The organism is Sphingobacterium sp. UBA1897 (assembly GCF_002337775.1).
Classification (GTDB): Bacteria; Bacteroidota; Bacteroidia; order Sphingobacteriales; family Sphingobacteriaceae; genus Sphingobacterium; species Sphingobacterium siyangense.
On the sequence record NZ_DDGR01000007.1, the window covers coordinates 275,961 to 295,896 of the forward strand.

The window sequence follows — 19,936 nt, forward strand, 5'->3', positions numbered from 1 at the left end:
TAAAAATTAAATTAAAAGACATAAAAACCAATAAATAATTCAGAACAATAGCGTATTTTTACAGCCGTACCGAAAATATTCAGATTATGGAATTGGATGAAATCGATGTAAAATTATTGCGCCTCCTACAGCAAGATGCCTCAATGAGTAACAAAGCGCTATCCTTTGAACTCAACAAATCTATTGCGGCTGTTCATGAACGTGTTAGAAAGCTAAAGCGGTTGGGTTACATCAAAAAAACGGTGGCAATTTTGGACCGCCACAAGATAGGCATTGGGTTAATCTCATTTTCCCAGGTTTTTCTCAAGGCGCACACGTTTGAAGTATTGAATGAATTCGAAAAAGAGGTGGCTAAATTCCCGGAGGTGATGGAATGTTACCAAATGGCAGGCTCTTACGACTTTATGTTACGTATAGCAACCAAAGATATGGATGCTTATCATATTTTTCTGCGGCATCGACTGGCCGTATTACCTCAAGTAAACACCGTACAGACCTACTTTGTATTATCGGAGACAAAAAGTGAGACAGCTTACCCTCTTTAATCTTTGTCTTAAAAACGAAGGAATATTGCTGTCATGTGCAATAATGCTATTGCACATGACAGCAATGAAAAACTAATTAATCGAATAACAAGGTACCTGTCACATTCCAGCTGCTGAAACTTGTTCCTTCAGGTGCTCCCTGTGGGATCTGTACCTGCATCGTATGGTCTCCAGCTTTTAAATCCCCCAGATCAATGTAGATCGGTGGTGTTACTGTACCTGGACACCAATTGGAGCGACTCAGATCGGATGAAGACAACCCTGTAGCAAAATTGCCTGAAGCGGGGTTCGATAAACGATACGAACCGCAATCATTGCGCCAAGGTGTGTATTTAAAAAGCAATGAATCGTTTAGGAAAATACGGTTTTCTTTAGGCACAAACTCATCACCATTGCCCCAGCCTCCATGCCCTGTGGTGATGTAGCGTAATTGCACGTTTTTAGCATCCTGGTCCAAGTGAAATGAAACAGTAAGACCTTTCTCCTTATCAAACATAGATCCGTACTCCTGACCGCCCATTTCCATGACATTGGTCGTCGTAAATAAAGACATCGTCTTTTTCAGACTGCCTTTTGACTCGGCATCGAATCCCGGATGTATCGTCAGCTCCACACTCACCTCATGTCCATTTTTATCATAGTTACCAATGAAGGCACCCACATAGACCTCCTGCTCGCTCAACATACCGGCCAATTCGGTTACGTCCTGACGGTACAGCACCGAGTCTTGCCAAACCTTATCCTTTAACTGAAGATAGTTAAACTGCTTAACACCAAAAGGTGTAAAGAAACGCATCAATTCAACAATAGGCTCAAAGGATGCTGTTTTTACAACCCCTTGATAGGCTTTACCATTGCCATTTTCATACTTAGGAAGGGTACCCATACCATTTTTCATGCCATCCAAAAAGCTCTGCGCCTTGTTAGTCGGGATGATAAAAACTGATCCAGTACGATCATAGGCATCACCCTTCGATTGTTCGACCAACTGCACAAATACATTGTCGCTTGTCTTTATTTTTGGGATTTTCACCTTTTTTACCAAAACTGTCCCATTAGCAAAACGCAAAATAGAATCCGACTTTACACCATCCGAAAAACGTATACTCTCTTTCCGAAAAACAGGTATTTGGATAAAACGGTTCTTCCAGATAAGATCTTTATAGGAAAGTTCATCGTAAGGTTTTTCAGTTCCTTTTAGCCTCAGTTGGTCCGGTATAGTCTTTACCTTTTCTACTTTGGTGGCAAAGGTACGTGTATTCCCATTGCGGATTACCTCGAGTACCAGACCAAGGTCCTGACCAAGTTCCGTGGGTGCACCTTTGACCCCTAATTTATCGGTATACCAAACTTCTATTTTATTGGAATTGATGCTCGTCTCCACTTTTTTACAGGGATAGCCCAAGATTGTTTTAGTCTCGTTTGTGGCGTTAAATTTTTGTTTCGAAAGTGCGAGCGAATCTTTGGTTAGAATGATTGATCCGTCTTTGAGTTTAGCAATTTTAAGTAAGGCATTGCCTCCAGAACGCTCCACCACAACCCGTTCGTATGGCGGCGCCAACTGTCCGTTCATTTCTTTTGCCGAACTAACAAAAGTCTCCTTTTCATTGGCATAGACTAGAATGGCATTTTGATTGGCAGCTGTATTCCCATTGAAACTTTGATTATATTGAATGACATAATTCGACAGCTTTTGCGCCTGCGAAGACAATGACAAACATAAAATAGACGTAAAAAGAATACTTTTCTTCATAGCATGTGTATTGGTTTAGATGCAAAAATAAGAAAGGCTTTAGGAATTCCTAAAGCCTTTCTTATTTTATGCTAAAACGTTTATTTGATCAACCAGATATCCAAGAGGTAAAATACCGCAAAAATCACCGAGGCATAACCATTTGTTGTCATAAAGTCGCGATTGACCCGACTTAAATTAGTCGATGAAAACAGGGTATGCTGGTATATCAGCAATGCCCCATAAAAGGCCACACCTAAATAATAAATCCAGCCTACCGGCATCAAAAATGCTGGTATCAAAATAAATATAAAAGAAAACACATGCAAACATTCCGAAACGCGCATAGCTCCCTTCGTTCCTAACCACACGGGTATAGAATTAAGATGATTTGCCCGATCAAAGGCTTCGTCCTGCAAAGCGTAAATAATATCGAAGCCACTCACCCAGGTCAACACAGCGAAACCATAAAGTACCGGAACGGTCGCAAATTGTCCTGTAATAACCATATATGCACCTATTGGAGCCAATCCCAGCCCTGCCCCCAATACAAGATGGCACAAGGGTGTTATGCGCTTTGTATAGGAGTAAAAAAGCACTACAAAAAGTGCAATGGGCGACAACATAAAGCAAAGAGAATTGATAAAATACGTCGCTGCAATAAAAATCAGGCAATTTACCAGCGTAAAAACCAATGCATTTTTAGCGGAAATTTTTCCAGCAGGAATATCACGCATGGCCGTTCTTGGATTAATGGCATCAATATCTCTATCCAGATAACGATTGAATGCCATGGCAGCATTACGGGCCGTCACCATACAAACGAGCATCAAAACCAATAATTTCCACGAAAAGGCATAGTCTGTTGTGTGTAATGCCAAAAAGAAGCCAATAAAGGCAAATGGCAATGCAAATACACTATGGGCAAATAAAACTAAGGACAAGTATTTTTTCATCTGAACTTAAAATCTAGCTAAAACTGTTCGTTTCCGTCGAGTTCAGGGCGAACAAATCGGCCATTAACTTCATCGATAGCTTCTAAAATAGGCTCATGCCCCATTTTCTTCTCCGCTGACGTTAGGAAAATCGGCGGCACCTCCTCAAACCATTGGAGCAATGATTTTTTAAATTTCGCAATATTCGCATCGGATTTAACAGTCGATTGCTTATCGGCTTTGGTGAAAACCAACATAAATGGTAAACCGCATTCGCCCAACCAATAGCAAAAATCAAGATCAATCTTTTGTGGTTCATGACGGCTATCCACCAATACAAAAACACATTGCAAATTGTCCCGATGGGTAAGATACCGACGGATGAACTTTTCCCATTCATTACGACTTGTTTTAGAGGCCTTAGCAAAACCATAACCTGGCAAATCCACCAAATACCATGTATCGTCGATGATAAAATGATTGATCAACTGCGTCTTACCAGGTTTTTGGGAGGTCTTGGCAAGTCCTTTCTTGTTGGTCATTGCATTGATCAACGATGATTTACCGACATTTGAACGTCCGATAAACGCATATTCCGGCAAATTGGGTGCAGGTAATTTATCAACTCTCGTGTTACTGCACACGAATTCGGCTTTTTTCACTTCCATGGAACAAAGGTACGTTAAATGAATCCCTTTGACAAGATTTGTACGGCTTCTATTCCATAAAAAAGCTCGACTTCCGATTTTATGGGCAGGATAATAAAATGTCCCTAATTATTTTTAACTTTCACTACAAACGATTAGTCAAACGAATAAGCGTATTCCGAAGCGAAAATATGCATAAAATTTTTCAGGGATGCTGTAACAATTCAGCTGTACAAGATACTAACTACATAAATAAACGTCAGTCTTTGGAAAAAAAGCAAGGTTCTTAAAAACCCAAAGAACGAATAAATTAAACCTTAAAATAGATGTTACTCGAAATCAATCATGTCACCAAAGATTACGCCAATCACCGTGCATTGGACGATGTATCCATTCAAATCCCAAAGGGTAAGATTTTTGGGCTATTGGGGCCAAACGGGGCGGGAAAAACATCCCTGATCCGTATTATTAACCAAATTACCGCCCCCGATTCCGGCGAAATCCTGTTTAATGGCGAACCCTTGGGCCCACAGCATATTGCTCAAATCGGCTATTTACCCGAAGAGCGGGGTTTGTACAAAAAAATGAAAATCGGTGATCAAATGTTGTATTTGGCGCAGCTTAAGGGGCTTTCCAAGCGAGAAGCCTTAGCACGCATCCGAGATTGGTGCCAACGCCTGGACATCACATCCTGGTTAGACAAAAAAATAGAAGATCTCAGTAAAGGGATGCAGCAAAAAGTACAATTTGTCGCTACAGTCATCCACCAACCACAATTGATTATCTTAGATGAGCCCTTTTCGGGATTTGATCCCGTAAATGCCAATATCATAAAAGAACAGATTCTCCGCTTAAATCAAGAAGGTGCGACCATTATATTTTCCACACATCGCATGGAGACTGTGGAAGAGCTTTGCGATAATATTTCCCTCATCAACCGATCAAAAAAAATACTGGATGGTTCTGTACAAGCGATTAAAAAAGAATACCGAAATCAAACCTATCGATTGGAATATACAGCAAGCGAAGATAATTTTCTTCTGTCCGACGACACCCTATTTGAGGTCATCACGTCAACAAAGAATGAAAAAACATACATCACTACAATTCAGCTAAATAACAACAGCCATATCAATGATGTATTAATGCGTTTCATACCCCAAATACAGCTCAATCAACTCATTGAAATCGTTCCCTCCATGGCGGATATTTTCATCCAAAAAGTCACACAAGTCTCACCTACAGCTAACGATCATGCATAAAATATTACTTATCATCCAACGGGAATACCTATCACGTGTCAAGAAAAAATCTTTTATTGTCATGACTTTTGCCGTGCCCCTGTTCTTTTTCGCACTGTATGCAGGCATGTTTTATCTGACAAAAAAGAGCTTCAAAGATTCGCACACCGAAGTCTTTATTTTAGATGAGCAAGGCGACTTTGCCAGCAAACTCCAAAGCAATAAAAATGTAAGTTATACGGTATCCAAATTGGACCTCCAGGCCCAAAAAGCGCAGCTTACCCAAAGCGAAGGAAAACAGTCGATCCTTTATATTCCAAAAGATATTTTGACAAGCGAAAGAGCCGAACTGATTACCGGCGGCAAGACAAGTTTTGTCACACAGGAGATCATTAGCGGCCAGTTGGAAGAAATCATCCGTGAAAAGGAATATAAAGCCAAGGGTATCGACCTGCAGATTATCGAGTCCATTAAGCCCAAAGTCACCATCGATGCAAAAGAAATAACAGCAGACGGTGAAGAAAAGAACAGCAATACAGCCATTGCAATGGGTCTTGGTGTCGCTTTGGCTATCTTAGTATACCTATCGCTGTTTCTCTATGGTGCCCAGGTAATGCGCGGTATTATCGAAGAAAAGAGCAACCGTATCATCGAAGTCATTATTTCCTCGGTCAAACCCTTTCAGCTCATGATGGGTAAAATTGTTGGGATCGGTATGGTTGGACTGACACAATTTGTCATGTGGCTAGTGCTTACAGGAGGCTTATTTATCACAGCAACGCTCCTATTTGTCAATCCTCAGGATATGCAGGAGGTTGCCGCAAGCCAACCTGGAGCGGGCAATATGAGTACCGTATCAAAAGCAATGGCCCAGAATGATTCCGCTTCTATCCTTAGTTCGATCCAAAGCTTTAATTTCACGGAAGTCATCATTTTCTTCTTTCTGTTTTTTATTGCCGGATATCTGCTGTATAGTGCTATTTTCGCTGCTGCTGGTTCGGCTGTCGACAATGAAACAGAGGCCAATCAGTTTTCAATGCCCATTACCATGCCTTTGCTATTGACCTATATTCTTTCTTTTGGCGTCATTATCAATGATCCCAATGGACCGATTGCAACATGGTTAAGCTTTATTCCATTCACCTCGCCTATCGCTATGCTCGTTCGCATACCTTTTGGTGTACCCCTATGGCAGATTCTGACCTCATTGACCTTGCTCATACTGACCTTCTTATTTGTGACCTGGGTTGCTGCCCGCATCTATCGTGTCGGTATTTTGATCTATGGTAAAAAAGCAAGTCTCAAAGAAATCATCAAATGGTTCAATTACAAAAGCTAGCTGTATTCTGAACCAGCTGTGCATAACTATAGCAACATAAAAAGGGCCAAATTGCAAGCAATTTGGCCCTTTTCTTTTATATACAAGCATCCCGATTAGGCTACGATTATAAATAGTACAATCAGCACCTAAAAACAGCTCAGTTAATATCTTAAATTCAATTTTTTAAAGACAAAATGCCACAACCATATCGGTCCGACAAGTAAAAACTGTAGAAACTGCTGTCCTGTAATTTTCTTCTTTTCCTTTCCCTTACCGATAAACAGCGCGGCAATAGCTAGCAATGCGATTCCCAAACACACCCAGATGACAGCTGGGCCACCATTCTTTTGTGCGTATTCCAATTGCACAATAAAGAAACTCATGCCCCCGATAGAGAATAATATCGCATAGGACAACGTTGCAGACAGCTTTAAATAATAGTAAATGACAATAGCAATGAAGAAAGAGCCCCAATTCAAAAAAGTATGCCAATTGAGTTTGACCAAGAACTCGAACTGTGGAAATGGGATCATCCAGATGCAGCCCATGATACCAAAAAACAATAATGGTAAAAAGATGGCTTGAATCAGACGGTTGGTCGGATCCTGAAAATTAGCATCCAGCTCCGCAAAATACTTATCTACGGGACGTAAAGGTTCGACTTCTTGAACTTTCTTCTTTTGTTTCATTCGGCAAATTTAACAAATATTGGGCATGCCTTAGGCCTTAAAGATGATAATATTCCTTATTTTTTGGTCTGCTGCAGGTCATTATATGCTTTCAGGAGATACAAACTCGCTTACTCCTATTCTATTCCGTAATATTGCAGCATGAAGTCTTACAAACATATCTTATTTGATCTGGACGGAACCCTGACCGACCCCGCAGAAGGAATTACGAAATGTATTGCCTATGCCTTGGAATCCAAAGGCATCCATACAGCAGATCTGAATAGCCTCAAACCCTTGATCGGGCCGCCCCTTAAAGATTCTTTCATACATACCTTTGGATTTGAGGAAAGCGAAGCTATTGCCTGTGTAGAAAAATATCGGGAACGCTTTTCAACCATAGGGCTGTATGAGAATATCCTGTTTGATCGCATACCTGAGCTTTTAGCATTGCTGAAAACAAAAGGGTACAACATCTACCTTGCGACCTCCAAACCCGAAATTTTCGCCCACAAGATATTACAGCACTTTGCTATAAATACCTATTTTGATTTTGCGGGTGGAAGCGCTTTGGACGATTCCAGACCGACCAAAACCAGTGTCATCCAATATGTCATGGAACGGGCCAAACTAACACGTCCACAAGACTGCCTCATGATCGGAGATCGCAAACATGATCTGATTGGTGCCCGAGAAACAGGCATGGATGCTGTTGGTGTACTCTATGGCTATGGTAGCCAAGCCGAACTCGAACAGGAAGATCCCACCTATCTATTGGCTACAGTGACAGATCTGATGGAATTTTTCCGATATTAAGTCTCCTTTGGAGAATGGAATGGCTGAAATGATCAAGTTAAAGGAAAAACGTGTAGAATTGCATAAAAAAAGCTCCAAACGAAATGTTTGGAGCTTTTTTTTATAATGGATCCTTAGGATCTATTTTGCGTAAGACACTGATCTTGTCTCACGAATTACAGTTACTTTAATTTGCCCTGGATAAGTCATTTCCGTTTGAATACGGTTAGAGATATCAGCAGCTAGTATTTCCGACTGTGCATCAGACACCTTCTCACTCTCAACGATGACACGTAGCTCACGGCCAGCTTGTATCGCGAAGGTTTTCTCAACCCCAGGATACGATAAAGCCAAATCTTCCAACTCTTTTAGGCGCTTGATATAACTTTCCACAACCTCACGACGTGCGCCCGGGCGTGCACCAGAGATCGCGTCACAAGCCTGAACAACCGGCGATATTAAGGCAGTCATTTCGATCTCATCATGGTGAGCACCAATTGCATTACATACATCAGGGTGTTCCTTGTATTTCTCTGCAAGTTGCATCCCTAAAATAGCGTGTGGCAACTCCGGATTATCATCAGGCACTTTACCTATATCGTGTAGTAATCCAGCACGTTTCGCATGTTTAACATTCAGACCTAGTTCTGCCGCCATTGTTGCTGCAAAATTAGCTACCTCACGCGAGTGTTGTAGAAGATTCTGTCCGTAAGACGAACGGTAACGCATACGCCCTACCATACGAATCAATTCGGGGTGCAAACCATGGATTCCCAAATCGATCGCGGTACGTTCACCAATTTCAACGATTTCATCCTCTATTTGCGTCCTTGTCTTAGCAACAACCTCTTCAATACGTGCCGGGTGGATACGACCATCTGTTACCAAACGGTGTAAAGCCAAACGCGCTATTTCGCGACGTACGGGATCGAAACCAGATAGGATAATTGCTTCAGGTGTATCGTCTACAATGATTTCTACGCCTGTTGCAGCTTCCAATGCACGAATATTACGACCTTCACGACCAATAATACGACCTTTGATTTCATCATTTTCGATATTGAAAATTGAAACGGTATTTTCGATTGCAGATTCTGTCGCAGTGCGTTGGATGGTCTGAATAACAACCTTTTTCGCCTCTTTAGTCGCCGTCAATTTGGCCTCATCCACAATATCTTTGATTTGAATCATCGCTTGTGAGCGGGCTTCTTCGCGCAACGAGTCCACCAATTGATTTTTTGCTTCGTCAGCAGTTACGCCAGCGATACTTTCCAATTGCTTAATCTGTTGTAATTTGAGCGTTTCTACTTCTTCAGATTTCTTTTCATTCAGTTCAACCAATTTATCCAATTGCTTTTTCTTGGTATCCACATCTTGCTTATCGCGATTGATGTTTTCAAGCTTTTGGTTAATTGACTGTTCTTTTTGTCTTAACGTATTTTCCTTTTGGTTGATGGTATTGTTACGTTGATTGACTTCCTTTTCGTGTTCAGATTTTAATTGAAGGAACTTTTCTTTGGCCTCTAACAGGCGTTTCTTTTTAATGTGTTCCCCTTCCTGCTCTGCATCTTTCAGTATGCTATTTACCTTATCCTTGGCTTCCTGCTCTTGTTTTTTAAATAACAGAACCAATAGATAACGACCTATAACAACACCAACAATCAGAGAAATTATGCTATAAATTGCGATGTCCATGTATGTATAATTGTATTATTTATGTTTGTTTTTATTAATTATATTCAAATTCCAGTAAAATCATCAATCAGCCTGCCCCCTTACCTTTGGTATGCGCCAACTCAGTAGCGATCCCGATAAGTGCATCAGGACTTCATGACAAAAAAAAACCGCAATTAAATTTAAACAGGTCTCATGTATTATTAAACTTCGTGATTACATAATTAGGCTTAGATTATGACCCAGATGGCTTTCGCAAAATGGCCTATATCTTTTTGCGCCTGTAATATTGAAGCGTTAAGTTTAAAATAGTGACAACCCGAATTTAATTGCGGCAAATTCGTCGTTTAAGCTCTAAATATAAAGAACGTAAATTTATTTTTTAAAGAAATCCGTCAACAACTGATCAAGTTCCTGTACTGAATTTTCCAAACCCACTTCGTGGTTTTGAGACTGCCGCTCTGCATTAAGCATACGCGTCGCAAATTGCAATACACACATGGATAACAAATCCTGCTTATCTCTCACAGTATAGTTTTCCTGCAATTCCTTTACTTTTTCATTTATCAATTTCGCAGCGTGTCGAATTACTTCTTCCTCCGCGCTCTCCACCCGAAGGGGATAAACACGATCTGCGATATTTATTTTTATGGAAATCTCTCCCATTTCTTTGAGCTTTTTAACGTTGTATTAGTTTGAATCCGATAACACTTCTCCCAACTATTTCAACAAACTAATACACTTGTCTATTTCCCGCACAAAATCGTTAATTTTTTGTTTTGTGTCAAGTATTTTTTCATTAATTGCTTCCTTATCCGTTTCAGAATCTAACGTACGGGCAACTGCCAACGCTTTGACCTTCTCTTCCAATTGCTTGCTCTTATCGTTGCTCGCATCGAAAGCCACTTTTAAGGATTGTACCTCTAATTTAAGCAAATCATTTTCTTCTTGCAAGACTTCGCACAATTGAATTAAATTTTTCGTTTTCTCAACGATCAGATTCATTTGTGAAGACAATGTTGCCATAATATAAATTGAATATTACCAATTAATGTTGTATCTCTAATTAACCACGCACTTCCGCGCCTAGTTCCTTCTCAAAATTAACAATTAATTTTTGAACTATCGCATCAATTTGCTTATCAGTAAGTGTTTTTTCTTCATCCTGCAAGATAAAGCTCAGAGCATAAGACTTTTTCCCTTCCGGAATTTTATCACCTTTATACACGTCAAACACATTTACCTCCTTTAAAAGCTTGCGTTCGGTCTTCTGAGCGACAAATTGTAGCTTATCGAAGCTTACATTTTCGTCGATCAAGAGCGATAAATCTCTGCGTACAGCCGGGAATTTGGAAACTTCTTTATATTGAATGCTATTCTTACGAATAATTTTCATCAAAACATCCCAGTCAAAATCAGCAAAGAAAACCTGACCTTCAACATCTGCTTTTTTCAAATCTGCGTTTGCAATTGCACCAAATGAAACCAAACATTTCTGCCCTTTCATATAGTTCAAACCATAGGCAAAATGGGAACTTGTAGCATCTTGTATCTGAATTCCTTCAATTTTCAGCCTTTTGATAACAGTATCTACGGCTGCTTTTAGGTTATAGAAATTAACTGCATCTTTTTTGCTATTCCATTGCTCAGCTTCATTTTTACCCGCCATGGCAAAAACCAGGTGCTGTGTTTCTTTATAACCTTCACCATCCAGCGCATAAGTCTTACCGAATTCAAAGAATTTCAGATCAAAGTTTCTTCGTTTTTGGTTATATTCAATCGCACTCAAAACAGAAAACACCATATTTTGACGCATCGTATCCAAATCCGAACTCAATGGATTATACAATTTAACCGCCGTTTCGCTATCATCCGCATAGTCCAGCTTTGTTAGGGAGTTGGACAGAATCTCACGAAATCCATTTGCAATGAGCAGATCAGCCAATTGATTTAAGACAACTTCCTTATCTGGCTTTTCAACCGTATTTAAAGAGGCCTTAATCTGTGACTTCAACTCAATATTGTTATAACCGTAAATACGCAACACTTCCTCCACAACGTCTACCTCACGTGTGACATCGACGCGATATGCCGGCACCAACACATCAAGGCCTGTTTCAGTTTCTGAAGTGACTTCAATGCCAAGAGCGACAATAATGGATTTAATTTCTTCATTTGGAATCGCCTGACCGATCAAACGAACCACATTCGCATAGCTCACGTGAAATGAAAACGGTTTAATCACAACAGGATACTCATCCTTTAGGGTAGATGAAATCGTTCCACCTGCAATTTCTTGAATCAATAAAGCAGCGCGCTTCAATGCTTCAACCGTAATATTTGGATCGGTACCCCGTTCGAAACGGAAAGAAGCATCTGTTTTTAAACCATGTCTTTTGGAAGTCTTCCGTACAGAAACAGCATTAAAATAAGCTGACTCCAAAAATACATTGGTCGTTTCGGCTGATACACCAGAATGTGCTCCACCAAAAACCCCCGCAATACACATCGGTTTTTCAGCATCGGCAATCACCAAGTCCTCTGCAGACAAGGTACGCTCCACACCATCCAGAGTAACAAATTTCTCGCCCTCTGTCGCAAGACGAACTAGGACTTTATTTCCCGCAATTTTATCAGCATCAAAAGCATGCAATGGCTGACCTAAATCGTGTAATATATAATTTGTGATGTCGACAATATTATTGATCGGACGAACACCGATAACATTTAATTTCTCTTTCAACCAATCTGGAGATTCGCCAACGCGAACACCAGTAATATTGATACCACTATAACGTGGGCTCGCCTGTGCATCTGCAACGACCACTGCCGTTCCCTCAGCCTCAGCAGCCTTGAATGCAGAAACATCTGCTTTTAACAATTGTGTACGAAAATGTGCCGCAATATCTCTTGCAACGCCTAAATGCGAAGCTGCATCTGCACGATTTGGCGTTAAACCAATTTCATAACGGTAATCATCCTGGATATTGAAATGATCTTTCACTAAGGTCCCCACGGCAACATCAGCTGGTAATTCAACGATACCGGCATGGGATGTACCTAAACCGATTTCATCTTCTCCACATAACATACCTTCGGAAACTTCACCACGAATTTTAGATTTGGTAATTTTAAAAGGCTCTCCTGTAAGCGGATGACATGTAGTGCCCACTGTAGCAACAATGACTTTCAATCCTGTACGACAGTTCGGTGCGCCACATACAATGTGCAATAACTCCGGTCCACCGACATCAACGGTAGTTACTCTTAATTTATCGGCATTAGGATGCTGTTCACAAGTTTTCACTTCACCAACAACCAAACCATCCAATCCACCTGGGATACTCTGCACGACGTCCAAAGCTTCTACTTCCAATCCTGTATTTGTCAAGATAAGCGATAGTTCCTCCGGTGTCGAATCTATATTAACGTGTTGTTTTAACCAATTATATGAAATATTCATCTCGAATTTGATTTGATGCACAAACTTAGATAAATTTGAGTTTATATCCAACGTCAATTTACCCTTCATCAACAGTTGGTCTGAATTTAATGCAGTAGGTAGGCTCCTCAAAAGACTTCATTAAGCTAGGCAGCAAGCGATTTTATCTTTTTTGGAAAGTTGATACGATAGAACCAAGTTAGCTATTTGGACCTTAGATTCATACCGAAGGAAGAGATCGTATGAAGGAGTTCATAAACCCCTTCCCAAGGATAATCATATTTATTCATAGGTGATGAATGCTGCGAATGTAGGGGCTTTCCCCGAACGAAACGAATGCAATTATTAATTATAACTTTTATTTACATGAATTAACACAACTTTACACTTATTTACACAAAACAGCAATTTTGGCCTTTTCCAATAAACGCAACCTGAGCCTATTTTTTAATGAAAATTCAAGCATTTCCATCAAAATAAATATGTAACTTTGTGCTTTAATTTGAAGAACGTTCAAAACAAACATTTATAATGATTCATTTCTTTGAGAACCCATCGAACACTGTATATGGTGTTCAAAGCGTAAACTCTTTATCACAAGAAGACATTACTAAACTCAACTGGCTATTCGGCAACGCCAAAAAACTAGACGACCAAAACCTTAACCATTACTTTGTAGGACCCCGCGCTGCGATGGTTACTCCCTGGAGTACCAATGCCGTAGAAATCACACAAAATATGGGCATTGCAGGAATTGTTCGTATAGAAGAATTTCAACCGGTACCAGCGGATTTCAATGACTTCGATCCAATGATTTCACAAAAGTTCAGTATGTTGACACAGGACATGTATACGGTCAACATCACACCTGAACCGATATTGGAAATTGAAGACATCGAGGCCTACAACAAATCTGAGGGCCTTGCGCTAAATCCAGAAGAAGTAGACTACCTCAATAATCTTTCGACCAAGTTGGGTCGTCTGCTTACAGACTCGGAAGTATTCGCTTTTTCACAAGCAAATTCTGAACACTGTAGACACAAGATTTTCAATGGTACCTTTATCATTAATGGCGAAGAGCAGCCCACTTCCCTATTTAAATTAATCAAAAAGACTTCTGAAACCAATCCGAACGAGATTGTTTCTGCTTATAAAGATAACGTTGCCTTTGTTAAAGGTCCACGTGTCACACAATTTGCGCCTAAATCTGCCGACAAACCTGATTTTTACGAAGAGAAAGCATTTGATTCGGTTTTATCAGTAAAAGCAGAAACACACAATTTCCCTACTACTGTAGAACCATTTTCGGGGGCTGCTACTGGGTCAGGTGGTGAAATCCGCGACCGTATGGCCGGTGGCCAAGGAGCGATTCCATTGGCGGGTACAGCCGTATATATGACTGCTTATTCGCGATTGGAACAAAATAAATTGGACCTTCAGGCAGGAACAGTAACTGAGCCAGCAAAGGAACTCAACAAAACACGCCCATGGGAAAATGCGATGCAAGAGCGTCAATGGTTATACCAAACCCCAGTTGACATCCTGATCAAAGCTTCCAACGGTGCTTCTGACTTCGGTAATAAGTTTGGTCAGCCCCTCATTACAGGTTCTGTATTGACCTTTGAGCATGAAGAGGATGGCCGTAAACTTGGTTACGACAAAGTCATTATGCAAGCTGGTGGTGTTGGCTATGGAAAACTAGATCAAGCGAAAAAACATACGCCGAAAACTGGTGATAAAGTCGTTATCCTAGGTGGTGAAAATTACCGCATCGGAATGGGTGGAGCCGCTGTATCTTCTGCAGATACAGGAGCATTTGGTTCTGGAATTGAGCTTAATGCGATTCAACGTTCCAATCCAGAAATGCAAAAACGTGCCGCAAATGCTGTTCGTGGCTTAGTAGAGTCCGATCATAACCCAATTGTCTCTATCCATGATCATGGTGCAGGTGGCCACTTAAACTGTTTATCTGAACTTGTTGAAGAGACCGGAGGTTTAATTGACCTGGATGCACTTCCTGTAGGAGATCCTACACTATCGGCAAAAGAAATTATCGGTAATGAATCGCAAGAACGTATGGGACTTGTGATCGCTGAAGATGATATTGACACGTTAAAACGTGTTGCAGACCGCGAACGTGCACCAATGTACACTGTAGGTGATGTCACTGGCGACCACCGCTTTACTTTCGAATCGAAAAGTACAGGTGAAAAACCAATGGATTACGCCCTTGAAGATTTCTTTGGTTCATCGCCAAAAACTTTCATGCGCGATAAAACCGTCGTTCGCAATTATGCTGATCTTGCTTATGATGCAGCCGACATTCCAAACTACTTAAACCAAGTATTACAATTGGAAGCTGTTGCTTCGAAAGATTGGTTAACTAATAAAGTAGACCGTTGTGTTGGTGGCCGTGTTGCCAAACAACAATGTGCAGGTCCATTGCAATTGGCGTTGAACAACGTCGGTGTTATGGCACTTGACTATAAAGGTAAAGAAGGTATTGCGACAACAATAGGTCACTCCCCTGTTGCTGCCTTGGTGGATCCGGCGGCGGCAAGTAGAACGGCTATTGCCGAATCACTTTCCAACATCGTATTTGCGCCAATCAAAAATGGCCTCGCAGGAATCTCCCTATCGGCCAACTGGATGTGGGCGGCCAATAATGAGGGGGAAGATGCCCGCTTATACCAAGCTGTTAAAGCCTGCTCGGATTTTGCCATTGCATTGGGAATCAATATCCCAACGGGAAAAGATTCTTTGTCGATGAAACAAAAATATCCAAACGGCGAAAACGTCATTGCCCCAGGCACATTGATCATTTCTGCCGCAGGAAATTGTACTGATATCACAAAAGTGGTAGAACCTGTGCTGAACAAAAAGGCCGGATCGATCTATTACATCAACTTATCAAAAGATCAGTTCAAATTAGGCGGTTCGTCATTTGCGCAGATCATCAATAAATTAGGTACTGAAGTACCGACCATTCAAGATGCTGCTTATTTCAAAACGGCATTCAATACCGTACAGCAATTAATTAACGAAGGACAGATCGAAGCTGGTCACGATGTCGGATCGGGGGGCTTGATTACCACCTTATTGGAAATGACATTTGCCGATGTTAATCTCGGCGCCAACTATGACCTTTCAGCTTTAAATGAATCTGATAGCGTAAAAGCCTTCTTTAATGAGAATATTGCACTTGTCCTGCAGGCGAAAGACGACGCTGCTTTTGAAGCGATTGTCAAGGAAGCTGCTGTGGACGCGGTTAAAATTGGTCAGGTGATCGAAGGTAATACGGTAACGATTAAAAATCAAGAAGCGGTATTCAGCTTTGATGTCGCAGCAACACGTGATGTATGGTCTACAACATCATTCCTTTTGGATTCAAAGCAATCTAAAAATGGAACAGCGCAACAACGTTTTGATAATTATAAAAATCAACCCCTAGCCTTTACTTTCCCAAGTCAATTTGATGGTAAGAAACCTAACATTGACGGAACTAAGGCACGTCCGAAAGCTGCGATCCTTCGTGAGAAAGGTTCCAACTCTGAACGCGAAATGGCTAACGCCATGTTCTTGGCAGGTTTTGATGTAAAAGATGTTCACATGACCGATTTGATAACTGGTCGCGAGACATTGGAAGACATCCAATTTATCGGTGCTGTAGGCGGTTTCTCGAACTCAGATGTATTGGGTTCGGCAAAAGGTTGGGCTGGAGCTTTCCTTTACAATGAAAAAGCGAAAAAAGCCCTAACCGATTTCTTTGCTCGTCCGGATACACTTTCGGTTGGTATCTGTAATGGCTGTCAGCTATTTATGGAACTTGAGATGATCAATCCTGAGCATGAAATTCACGGAAAAATGCTACACAATACTTCCGGAAAACACGAGTCAAACTTTGTATCTGTAAAAGTTCAGGAAAACAATTCCGTCATGTTATCGACACTAGCGGGAAGTACATTGGGTGTTTGGATCTCACATGGGGAGGGAAAATTCAACCTTCCGTATGCTGAAGAGCAATACAATATCGTTGCAAAATATGCGTATGAGCAATATCCGCATAACCCAAATGGTTCGGACTATAATACAGCAATGGTTTGCGATAAGACAGGGCGCCACTTGGCTACTATGCCACATATTGAGCGTTCGGTATTCCAATGGCATTGGGCAAATTATCCAAAAGGTCGTCAGGACGAAGTTTCTCCTTGGATTGAAGCATTCGTTAATGCGCGCCAATGGATTGACGAGCAAGGCAAATAAAAAAAGAAAAGCTCCTTCATGTATGAAGGAGCTTTTTTTTAGATATCCCTTTTGTATCCTGGTTTGTTCATCATTTGATCTAGGGAGTATTTTCCAGAGCCCATGACCATAAAAAAGATCAGCAAAAAGAATACGACTATAGAAAGCCACAATTCGGAATTCAAATAACTAAACCCGTGGGTGATATTAACAAAAAATACAGCCCCTACCAGTACCGGAAATAGCAGTAGTGAGGCCAAACGGGTTTGAAAACCTAAAATTAGGAACAACCCTCCCACCAAATGGGTAAAAACCACATAGTGAACAGCACCCCATGATGATAAGTGGAAACTACTTTGCTCAATCATATGTTGAACAACATCCCTATCATTTACGAAACTTACACCTTTGGCAAAAATAACGACCCCTAAGGCTATTCTTAGGTAATCAATCCATTGTGGGTGATGAGCATCGCCCCAATGTTCAATTTTGTGTATCAGGTTCATAACATACCTCCTTTTTATAGATGGTTATAGCCCAATAACAGTTGAACAGCAAAAAAGTTGTTCGCATGAGATGATTCACTATCAAAATGTTACGAAGTGAATACATCCCCCCGCCTACATAATACTTCAGATAAGACAAATTGCTGCCAAATCAGGCTTACGCTGTTTTCAAAATCAATCAATCAATCAATCAATCAATCAATCAATCAATCAATCAATCAATCAATCAATCAATCAATCAATCAATCAATCAATCAATCAATCAATCAATCAACGCAACTGTAGGTTAGGAGAAAAAAAGTCGAATAACAAAGTCCCAAAATGCAGTTGTTAGTAGCCCCACAACAATACTAAAACCGATAACCAGATTGACCAGCTTGGTATTCAGATGGTATTGCTCGGCAATGATCCCCGAAGTGACCAAGGTTGGCATAGCTGCTTCGAATATACTGATCCGTGCAACAGCTCCCTTCACACCAAGTAGTAATGCAAATAGTAATACCAATGCTGGGGCAAGAATCAATTTATAACTCATCGCTGTACTGATCTGCGAAATCTGTTGTCGCCAACCATCAAACTTCAACTGTAAACCAATAGAAAATAAGGCCAAGGGCCCAACGGTGGCCACCAATTTATCGAAAAAAGGCTCGGCAACTGAAAGGTCAACAAATTGAGACAGCATTAAGGCTGTTATACAACCGATCAGGGGTGGAAAGCTGACTAACTTTCGAAGCATAAATTTGACATCGATCGTTTCGCCATCCTGGACATTCGCTTTTAGTGCATTGATGATTCCGGCAGTAGAAAGTAGAATAAATGTAGTTTGGTCGCAAATAATTGCAATCGGCAACTGGGCTTCACCAAAATAAGCTATGATCAATGGAAAGCCTATAAAGGAGGTATTGCTATAACCTGCGGCCAATTCCAAGCTACTGCGGGAGCGTTGCTTATAATTTTTACGCCGACAGTATACTTCCATAAATAACCAACTACCTGCCCAAACGAGGATTGCCGAAAACACGGGAAACAGTAATTCTGATGACCATACGATCTTCGGAATATATTTGAAAGACACCGCCGGCAGGGCAAAATAAAGAATCCAGGTATTGATCCCTTTATGTGCCTCGGAATGAATTAAATTTGTTCGCCTTAACAACATCCCCGCTGCGATGCAAAATGCAATCATTATAAAATTAATCATGTTTTCTTATCATTTTATACGACACAAAGGTGCGATAGTAGAGCAGGCAATAACATGTACAAATACATTATTTTTATGTACATTTAAAGACATATATCAGGAGAGCAATGCGCAAAAAACAGTTTGAACCTTTACGGATCAGTGAATTTATTGAGGATAGTTTTCATTTGCCTCCACACGAGCAAAATTATTATGAGCTTGTTTATATTCGTTCGGGAAAAGGAACCCATGTGATCAACAAATTTGAACTGAATTATGAACCTGGCGATGTGTTCTTAATTAGTCCGGCAGACAAGCATTATTTTAACATTGAAGAAAAGACCCATTTTTTGTTTATTTTATTTACAGACACCTACTTCCTGCAGAATAAACGTAATCTAAAGCGCTATGCGTGGATTATGGAGCTAATGAACGATAAAGGATTAAAGGAACGCAAACTGTATATGGACGAGCACCATCGCCTGATTTATTCACATATCCTGGAAGCTGTCCGACTGTATAGTAAAGCCACTGTCAACGAGCGTTCTGATTGGCTATTTGACCAACTCGTTGCGATCTTTGGGCTCTACAAAGAAATATCAGAAACACAACGCTTACCCCAGCAGCATGAACTATATGTAGACCGATCGATTTCGGCTTATATTCATCGCTATATTTTTTCGCCTGAAAAACTTCAGGTCAGCCTGCTGGCTCAGAAATTTAATATTGCTCCATCCTATTTTGGAATCTACTTTAAGAAGAACTTCGGCACCAGTTTAAGAGCCTATATCAACAGCTACCGGATCGAACTCATCGAGAACAGACTTAAATCCAAAGATTATACCTTGAAACAAATTGCTGCAGAACTCGGATTTACCGACGAGAGCCATCTTTCCCATTTCTACAAACGCGCCAAGGGATTCAGCCCGTTATATTTCCGAACCCATCTGACTAAATAATAAGCGCTCCCGATCATCCATTATGTATACTCGTCAGAAAAAGTCAATT

General features: G+C 40.7%; 16 protein-coding genes. 6 read left to right on the forward strand and 10 right to left on the reverse strand.

The window, feature by feature from the left end:
• Positions 1-86 precede the first annotated feature (86 nt).
• Positions 87-545: an Lrp/AsnC family transcriptional regulator gene (locus B4N43_RS06510; RefSeq protein ID WP_046675839.1), complete on the forward strand. Its 459-nt coding sequence runs from the start codon at positions 87-89 to the stop codon at positions 543-545.
• A 76-nt stretch (positions 546-621) separates the two neighbouring features.
• Here the strand turns inward: B4N43_RS06510 and B4N43_RS06515 are convergent, their stop codons facing one another.
• The 3 genes from B4N43_RS06515 to yihA all read right to left on the reverse strand — a co-directional run bounded on the left by B4N43_RS06515 (position 622) and on the right by yihA (position 3,880).
• Positions 622-2,298 (reverse strand): PNGase F N-terminal domain-containing protein, encoded by a 1,677-nt coding sequence (locus B4N43_RS06515; RefSeq protein ID WP_088161059.1) that lies wholly within the window; start codon positions 2,296-2,298, stop codon positions 622-624.
• 80 nt (positions 2,299-2,378) lie between these two features.
• Positions 2,379-3,233, reverse strand: a complete 855-nt coding sequence (locus B4N43_RS06520; protein WP_120334694.1) for a UbiA-like polyprenyltransferase — start codon at positions 3,231-3,233, stop codon at positions 2,379-2,381.
• A gap of 17 nt (positions 3,234-3,250) precedes the next feature.
• Complete coding sequence (gene yihA, locus B4N43_RS06525) at positions 3,251-3,880, reverse strand: ribosome biogenesis GTP-binding protein YihA/YsxC (RefSeq protein WP_075991997.1); 630 nt, start codon at positions 3,878-3,880, stop codon at positions 3,251-3,253.
• 305 nt (positions 3,881-4,185) lie between these two features.
• Between yihA and B4N43_RS06530 the strand changes: the two genes are divergently transcribed.
• Together B4N43_RS06530 and B4N43_RS06535 are read left to right on the forward strand one after the other, a co-directional pair.
• Positions 4,186-5,121 carry an ABC transporter ATP-binding protein gene (locus B4N43_RS06530; protein ID WP_286733639.1) on the forward strand — a complete coding sequence of 312 codons (936 nt, stop codon included), beginning with the start codon at positions 4,186-4,188 and terminating at the stop codon, positions 5,119-5,121.
• Positions 5,114-6,439 (forward strand): ABC transporter permease, encoded by a 1,326-nt coding sequence (locus B4N43_RS06535; protein WP_286733642.1) that lies wholly within the window; start codon positions 5,114-5,116, stop codon positions 6,437-6,439. The genes B4N43_RS06530 and B4N43_RS06535 overlap by 8 nt, the downstream gene beginning before the upstream one ends.
• 143 nt (positions 6,440-6,582) lie before the next feature.
• Here B4N43_RS06535 and B4N43_RS06540 read toward each other — a convergent pair whose 3' ends face one another.
• Positions 6,583-7,110 carry an Mpo1-like protein gene (locus tag B4N43_RS06540; RefSeq protein WP_286733645.1) on the reverse strand — a complete coding sequence of 176 codons (528 nt, stop codon included), beginning with the start codon at positions 7,108-7,110 and terminating at the stop codon, positions 6,583-6,585.
• Positions 7,111-7,251: 141 nt separating this feature from the next.
• Between B4N43_RS06540 and B4N43_RS06545 the strand changes: the two genes are divergently transcribed.
• Positions 7,252-7,905: an HAD-IA family hydrolase gene (locus B4N43_RS06545; RefSeq protein ID WP_286733648.1), complete on the forward strand. Its 654-nt coding sequence runs from the start codon at positions 7,252-7,254 to the stop codon at positions 7,903-7,905.
• 120 nt (positions 7,906-8,025) lie between these two features.
• On the opposite strand, the gene rny is transcribed toward B4N43_RS06545, so the two are convergent.
• From rny to pheT, 4 genes are all read right to left on the reverse strand, one after another.
• Positions 8,026-9,579, reverse strand: coding sequence for a ribonuclease Y (gene rny / locus B4N43_RS06550; protein WP_088161054.1), 1,554 nt, complete (start codon positions 9,577-9,579; stop codon positions 8,026-8,028).
• Positions 9,580-9,933: 354 nt separating this feature from the next.
• Positions 9,934-10,224 (reverse strand): cell division protein ZapA, encoded by a 291-nt coding sequence (locus B4N43_RS06555; RefSeq protein WP_046675831.1) that lies wholly within the window; start codon positions 10,222-10,224, stop codon positions 9,934-9,936.
• Between the two features lie 54 nt (positions 10,225-10,278).
• The gene (locus B4N43_RS06560; protein ID WP_046675830.1) at positions 10,279-10,584 is read right to left on the reverse strand and encodes a hypothetical protein; all 306 of its coding nucleotides are present in this window, start codon (positions 10,582-10,584) and stop codon (positions 10,279-10,281) included.
• A 40-nt stretch (positions 10,585-10,624) separates the two neighbouring features.
• The gene (gene pheT / locus B4N43_RS06565) at positions 10,625-13,021 is read right to left on the reverse strand and encodes a phenylalanine--tRNA ligase subunit beta (RefSeq protein WP_286733651.1); all 2,397 of its coding nucleotides are present in this window, start codon (positions 13,019-13,021) and stop codon (positions 10,625-10,627) included.
• Between the two features lie 510 nt (positions 13,022-13,531).
• On the opposite strand from pheT, the gene purL reads away from it, so the two are divergent.
• Entirely contained in the window at positions 13,532-17,263 is a 3,732-nt protein-coding gene (gene purL, locus B4N43_RS06570; RefSeq protein ID WP_286733653.1) for a phosphoribosylformylglycinamidine synthase, read from the forward strand.
• A 38-nt stretch (positions 17,264-17,301) separates the two neighbouring features.
• On the opposite strand, the gene B4N43_RS06575 is transcribed toward purL, so the two are convergent.
• The gene (locus B4N43_RS06575) at positions 17,302-17,748 is read right to left on the reverse strand and encodes a DoxX family protein (protein WP_075991990.1); all 447 of its coding nucleotides are present in this window, start codon (positions 17,746-17,748) and stop codon (positions 17,302-17,304) included.
• Positions 17,749-18,034: 286 nt separating this feature from the next.
• The gene (locus tag B4N43_RS06580) at positions 18,035-18,949 is read right to left on the reverse strand and encodes an AEC family transporter (protein ID WP_248933427.1); all 915 of its coding nucleotides are present in this window, start codon (positions 18,947-18,949) and stop codon (positions 18,035-18,037) included.
• A gap of 107 nt (positions 18,950-19,056) precedes the next feature.
• Between B4N43_RS06580 and B4N43_RS06585 the strand changes: the two genes are divergently transcribed.
• Entirely contained in the window at positions 19,057-19,887 is an 831-nt protein-coding gene (locus B4N43_RS06585) for an AraC family transcriptional regulator (protein ID WP_286733655.1), read from the forward strand.
• Positions 19,888-19,936: the final 49 nt, after the last annotated feature.